At 64.8% G+C, this 6138-nt stretch carries 4 protein-coding genes and 1 pseudogene; all 5 read right to left on the bottom strand.

What is annotated here, in order from left to right; genetic code table 11:
• Positions 1–95: 95 nt before the first annotated feature.
• Entirely contained in the window at positions 96–2141 is a 2046-nt protein-coding gene (locus WAW17_RS30000; protein ID WP_422336490.1) for a type IV secretory system conjugative DNA transfer family protein, read from the bottom strand.
• Between the two features lie 10 nt (positions 2142–2151).
• Complete coding sequence (locus tag WAW17_RS29995; RefSeq protein WP_422336489.1) at positions 2152–2703, bottom strand: hypothetical protein; 552 nt, start codon at positions 2701–2703, stop codon at positions 2152–2154.
• A gap of 413 nt (positions 2704–3116) precedes the next feature.
• Positions 3117–4766 carry a peptidoglycan DD-metalloendopeptidase family protein gene (locus tag WAW17_RS29990; protein WP_422336488.1) on the bottom strand — a complete coding sequence of 550 codons (1650 nt, stop codon included), beginning with the start codon at positions 4764–4766 and terminating at the stop codon, positions 3117–3119.
• Positions 4766–5071 (bottom strand): hypothetical protein, encoded by a 306-nt coding sequence (locus tag WAW17_RS29985; protein ID WP_422336487.1) that lies wholly within the window; start codon positions 5069–5071, stop codon positions 4766–4768. Before WAW17_RS29985 ends, WAW17_RS29990 begins: the two co-directional genes overlap by 1 nt.
• Positions 5068–6138, bottom strand: a pseudogene (locus tag WAW17_RS29980) (ATP-binding protein); the annotation flags it as partial. The pseudogene WAW17_RS29980 and the gene WAW17_RS29985, both read right to left, overlap by 4 nt.

The raw sequence follows: 6138 nt of genomic DNA, 5'->3' as shown, positions 1-6138 counted from the left end.
TTCGTCGACGGCGTTCGGATCGAAGTCGAACGGGTTCTCGTACCCGGTCTCGTCATTGCTCTGCCAGTCGTCCTCGGTGGCTGCGAGATTGACCATCAGTGCGTCCCTTCTCCGAAGAATTCCGACTCGAAGATGTCGTCGATGCTCCGATCCGGTGCTGCTGCGGCGACGGCAGCGACCGGAGGTTCGTCGATCCGCTGAACGGGAAGTTCGATCGGTTCCTTCGCAGCTGTGTCAACGATGCGCGCGATAGGTCCGGTCACCTCCTCCGCGGTCGCCCGATCGGAGTACCCGACCGGCAGCGCCTTCTGCTCGACGCGGTCGGTGTCGGCCTTGCACTCGGCGACGGATCGTTTGATGTCAGCGGCGAACGGTGCATTTCCCCAGAAGTGCTTGCGGACCAGCAGCGGCTTACTGCCACCCATCGTGACGATCGCCCGCGTTTTCGGCAGGGCCTTGAGGTCGTCGACGGTGAGGATCTTCTCCTTCTGCCACGACGTGCTGATAGTCGTCTGCCCGCCGCCCAGAATGCCGCCGCTGCGGCTGCGGTTTTCGGTTTCGACGTAGTGGTCACCGATCGCGTCGGACAGGGATGCGAGGAACTTGGCGTCATCGACATTGCCGCCGTACCAGAGCAGATTGCAGGCGTCGACCATGGCGTCGAAGTTGGTCTCTCCCCATACCTTTTTCGCCTGTGACGGCGACTGCAGAATGGTGATGAGGATGATTCCGCGGCTACCGAAGTGGCTGTACCACTCGGGGAGTTGTTGCAGTTTACAGATATTCGCGGCTTCGTCGAGAACCATCACCGCGGGGATCGGCACCCGGCCCCCGCTCTGCTGTGCGCCGTATTCCTGTAACGCGTCGCCGATGGCGCCGACCAGGGCGGTGGTGAGGGCGGAGGCTGATCCGGCTCCTTTCTTGCTCATGGCGTAGACGGTGTCGGTGCTGCGTACAACCTGGTCGATATCAAGTTCGGGCAGGTCGTGGACTTCACGGCCTTCGGTGATGAGGACCCGCCCCTCGCTGTCCGTCCCGATCGTGATTCGGGTGTTCGGCAGGATCGCCTCTTCGTAGCGGGGCTCGTCCAAAGGGGCGAGGTGCCGGCGAGCCATGTCGTAGAAGCCGTCACGCTGTTTGGCGTTGACGCTCTGTTTGCTCTGCATCGTGTTCGCGAGATCGGCGTACCCGTTCTGGGCAAGAACCTTCACCGGGATCTGGGACTGCGTTTCACGGAGCCAGTCCACGACGTGCCGGAGGTCGCCACCGGCGAGTGCCGCGGCGAGGAGGTAGGAACCGAACAGATCACGGGCAGCGCCGTCGAAATACGCGTCGGCTCTCGCGTCGGTGTCTGTACCGGCGGAGATGAAGTAGTCGCACACCACTCGCGCCGACGGTAGGTCATCGACGCGGCGCAGCGGGTTGAACCAGAAACTCGCACGTTCGCGTCGATTGCCGGTGGTCACGCCTTCCAGGTCGAAAAGCCAGACACGCCCCATCTGTTTACGCAGGTAGAGGGTGTGGGTGTAGATGTCGTCCTTGTTGGACGTTCCGAGGGCGAATCCAGGGGCGTAGCACATCGCCGGAATCGCCAGGGTCGCTGACTTACCCATCCGGGAACCGGCGATGGCGATGCATACCCATTCCCACGTCATCCGTACTTCACGGTTCCACTCGACGGTGGTGCCCATGACGATGCCGCCGTGGCCGGGATGGGTTTCACTGATCGCCGGCGCAATCCGCCGCGTCTCTTCGGCGAGTGCCTTCGGGTCGGTTTGCTCGACGTCTCTGGGATCGGTCATGGATCCGGCGTACTTGTCGATCCGCTTCTCTGCGCGGTTCTCCTGAATCTTCTGCAGTCGCCCCGACTTCTTGAGCAGCCAGTACCCGCCGGCCGCTAGTGCGGCGAGAACGAAAATCTCTGCGATGAGGACCGTGGTCGCAGCACCTGGCCAGGCGCGATTCCCCTTGCTGAGATCGATCATCAGGCCCAGCGGGTGCCACAGTGTTTCCTGCCCGCCCCCGAGGTTGTAGGCGAATACCGGCAGGAAGGAGGCCGGGATCGCTACCCCGAGTGCCTTGAGGATCACCAACTCTTTGTTCCCGCTCACGGGGGGACGGTCTCGACGCATCTGCGACATGGTCGTTTCCTTACTGGTAGCGGAAGTCGGTCAGACGCCAGCCGTCGTCGGTGTGGGTGACGGTGGTGCGCCAGGTCTGTGCGGTGAGAGGGGTGCTCGATCCGGCGGTGTGCAGCACGGTCTGCCGGCAGCTGACGTCGATGACGACGGTCCGCATTCCCTCCGGCGCCGCCGGGGTGCTGTCGGCTTTTGTGCAGGAGGCGGTCAGTGCGTCACCGGCCTGCTGCCACGCCAGCCACTCCCGATCAGGCCGAAGACCAGTCGCTGCGCCGTTGTCGTTGTCGACGGTGGCCGCCAGATCCCCACCCAGCCAGGGGCGAGCGCGGCGCAACGCATCGGACTTGCTCTCGTCCACGGCAGGCTGCCACGAGAGGATCGCCTGCATCGCCGTCACGGCCGTGCCGTCCGCGTCGAGGTGCGCCGGATCCAGGGGGTCGATGTGCACGTGATCGTCACTGCCCGAGGGCTCGTCGTCGTTGCCGGACGAGCCACAACCGGCCAACACCATCGTGGTGGACAACACTCCCGCGATCAGCAGTTTCGTCGAGAAGAGCATGGTCATACGCCCTTTCCTCCGTTCGGAACTGCAGGCGAGGAGTCGTGTTGCCGGCCAACTAGTTCCAGGACCAAGAGCGCCAGATGAAGTAGTGCCATGACGATGAATCCGGCCCCTAAGCCGACAAAGAGTTGCCAGTGCGGGATTCCGTTGCAGTAGAGGTGACCGGAACCCTTCGGGAAGGGAACGCACCAAGCTCCGAGGTACGGGTCCGATGACCGCACGCTCCAGCCGTAGCGAAGGGCTGCCAGGCCGCCGATGCACATCACCACCGCTAGCAGGGCCAAGCGTTTCATCGGGGATTTCCTTTCTCGTGGGCGAGGAGTGGGCCGTTCAGGCGAAGTACGCGGAGCGTGAATGCTGCATCACATCGCGATTCTACGTTAAGAGGTCTCTATGTAGATAGACCGGCCGTTCGGCTATTTGTTGATGGCGCGGTACTGCGCTTCGCTGGTGATGATCTTGTCGGCGTACGGGCGGGTCTGGACGATGTAGTCGGTCGACCCGGCCGGAAAGCCACCGGAGCTCAGTACTGCGCCTTCACCCGCGTTGTAGCCGGCGAGGTACAGCTCGGTGCGGCCGTTCGGGGCCTTGACGGACCCGTTGGCGATCCAGCCGTCGATCGTCTTCGCGATGGTGCACATGTAGGTGCCCTGCGCCATGACCGCATCACCGATGCTGTTGATGTCCACGCGGCCGTCGCCGTCGTAGTCCTTGCCGTAGGTGGCCCATGTTCCTGGCATGAACTGTGCGGGGCCACCGGCACCGGTCTGCGAGACCGGGGCGTTCGCCCCGTATCGGAAACCGTTCTCGGCGTCGAGCTGTGCCGCGAGGAGGGACGGCTTGATCTGTGGGCAGATTGCCCCCGCCTTTTCGATCCATGGCGTGAACTCCGCGGGTACCGATCCGGCAGCGAGCCTGTCGCCCAGGCCTTCACCGGAGATGGTGCAGTCGGTGGCCATTTTCGTCGCCTGCCCGCTCCCGCCGGGGAGGGAACCCCACCGCACCGTGGTTTCGTCGAAGCCGCCTCCGTGGACGGTGATGTGGACGTGGTTGAAGTGGTTCTCGTTGTCGCTGCCCCGGTCCTCCATCTTGTTCGGAGTGCCGCCTGCCGGGTAGTACGTCTGCCGCCAGATCGCGTAGTCGACGTGGAAGAACTCGGCGTTCGCCATGACGTAGTTCAGGACCTCATCGCCCGTCGCGACACCGGTCCCGGAGTTGTAGTCCGGGATCATCACGTCGACGGCCTGCCCGCTCGGGTGGTCGTTGAAGCCGCCACCGTCGGCCCGCCACCCGCCCAAATTCTCGAGCCGATCACCGAACCTCAGGTGCAGGGCCCGGATCAAGCGTTTGGCATGGATCTGCATGTTCTGCTCGGAACCCGCCGACGTCGGCAATGCCTGCGCCAGATCCGCACCACCACCTGCCGAAGGGGCAGGGTCGGGCGGTTTCGGGCGGGCGGTCGAGTCCCTGGCCTCTCCGGGCGCCGGGGAGGCGTCGTACTGCGGTTTCGGGTCCACCGCAGCACCGCCGACGTGCCCATGCGGCCACGTCTCGAAGTGCAGGTGCGGGCCGGTCGACTCTCCCCGGTTGCCGATGGTGGCGATCTGCTGGCCTGCTCGAACCTGCTGGCCGGCCTCGACCAGATAGGTGTCGACGTGGCCGTAGACGGTCGAGAACAGTTGACCGTTGATTACGTGGTCGAGAACAACCCACTGCCCGAAGCCGCGGGCCTCGCCTGCGTTGGCGACCTTGCCGTCGGCGGCCGCGTAGATCGGGGTACCGATCGGACCGGCCAGGTCGATGCCCTTGTGCGGGGCACCCCAGCGTTCACCGAATGGGGAAGTGAACGTCACCAGGGCCGGGTCGACCGGTTTGATGAACGAGCCCGCCGGGGCGATCATGTCGCCGCCGGTCGTCGCTGACGTGCCGGTGCCTCCCAGGCAGTCTGTGGCGGCTGGTTCTTCCTCGTCCTGGAACATTACGGCCAGGAGGATGATCAGTGTCATCGGGATACCGAGGACCAGGGCGACCAGCCCGATCAGCAGTGAGCTGCTCTTCGACTCCACTACTCGGCCAGCCCCGGCTCCTGGCCGGGGCCGCTACGCCCAGCTGCCAGGCGGCGGGTGAGTTCAGTGGCGGCATCGAGCCGGAGTTGCAGGCGGTGCACGACCTCCCATGACGGTTGGGGGCGCAACCCTGACGCGTTGACCCAACCGCGTACCGCCGTCTCGGAGACGTCGAGCTGTTCGGCCACAGCACTGCACGCGGCGGTGAACGAGGTTCCTGCCTCGATGCACTTGACGGCCGTGGCTACCGCAGCGGCTTTGGTCTCCTCGTCGACGATCCGGTAGCGCCGGCGCACGTTCGTCATGCGGCGAACTCAGTATTGTCACGATCCTTGGTGGCTGCGTCCAACCGTTCGTCGGTCTTGTGGATGCCCGACGCACGTTCGGCCGGGGGAACCCACACCTTGAACGGTGCCCCGGGCCGTTTCGACTCACCCAACTTGAGGAGGAAGTGCCCTGTACCAGCGGCGACCGGCTCGACCACCGTCGACGTCTTCGACACCGATACAAGTCCCGCCTTCTCCGCCGCGAGGCGGACCTTCTCCGCAGCCTGGCGCCGCCGCGATGTCTTCTGATCGATCGGGGAGTTGAGATCCGCGGCATCGGACCAGTTGGTGAGCATCGCCTTCTCGATCTGCGAGAACTGGATGACTTTCTCGAGGCGCTCGATCTCCGCCGTCGGTACCGGGCCGATGATGCGGGCGCGGCACCGTTCGATCAGGCCCAGAGCATCGGCCTTCTCCAGCTCCTCGATCGAGTGGGTCACGAACGTGAGCGCCACACCGAAGACGCGCTGCAGACGCAGCAGCGCGTCGATGCGCTCGGTCATCATCGGGCCGAGCTGCAGAACCTGCCACAGCTCGTCCATCAGGACGTGGAATGCCAGGTTCGGTCCCAGGCCGGCGTCGGCGAGGACGTGAGCGGCTTCGATCGTCGCGAACGCCTCGTTCCACCCGGCGAGCAGGACAGCGGAGCGCATCATCTTGTCGTCCTGCGGGACGCTGGACATGTCCAAGCACATCGAGAGTGCCTTGACGTTGAGGCGGACGGTCGACTGCCCGTTGAACACCTCCCCGAATCGGCCCTTGACCATCGAACGCAGTGTTCGACGCAACCCCTGAATCGCGGCCCGGTACTCCTCGTCGGTCTCGGCGACCGTGTCGTCCTTGAGCTCCTGATGGTTGGAGGTCAACAGCTCGATCAGATCGTCGAGGATCGCGGGGCTCGCGGCGGTGAACCCCCCACCCCCCTGCGCTGCCGGGGTGTAGAGCAGGCGGATCGCGGACGCGAGCAACGTCTGCTCGAAGTCCTCGAGGCGCTTGCCGCGCACGATCTCGCACAGCGCGGCGGTGATGTTCTCCTGCCGAGCGTG

It is taken from the genome of Rhodococcus sp. (in: high G+C Gram-positive bacteria) (genome assembly GCF_049286785.1).
GTDB lineage: Bacteria > Actinomycetota > Actinomycetes > Mycobacteriales > Mycobacteriaceae > Rhodococcus_F.
This window is presented reverse-complemented; position numbering and strand designations above follow the sequence as displayed.

Coding starts and splice junctions, on each gene's coding strand:
- WAW17_RS30000 (WP_422336490.1), bottom strand. CDS start 2,141: ATGTCGCAGATGCGTCGAGACCGTCCCCCCGTGAGCGGGAACAAAGAG.
- WAW17_RS29995 (WP_422336489.1), bottom strand. CDS start 2,703: ATGACCATGCTCTTCTCGACGAAACTGCTGATCGCGGGAGTGTTGTCC.
- WAW17_RS29985 (WP_422336487.1), bottom strand. CDS start 5,071: ATGACGAACGTGCGCCGGCGCTACCGGATCGTCGACGAGGAGACCAAA.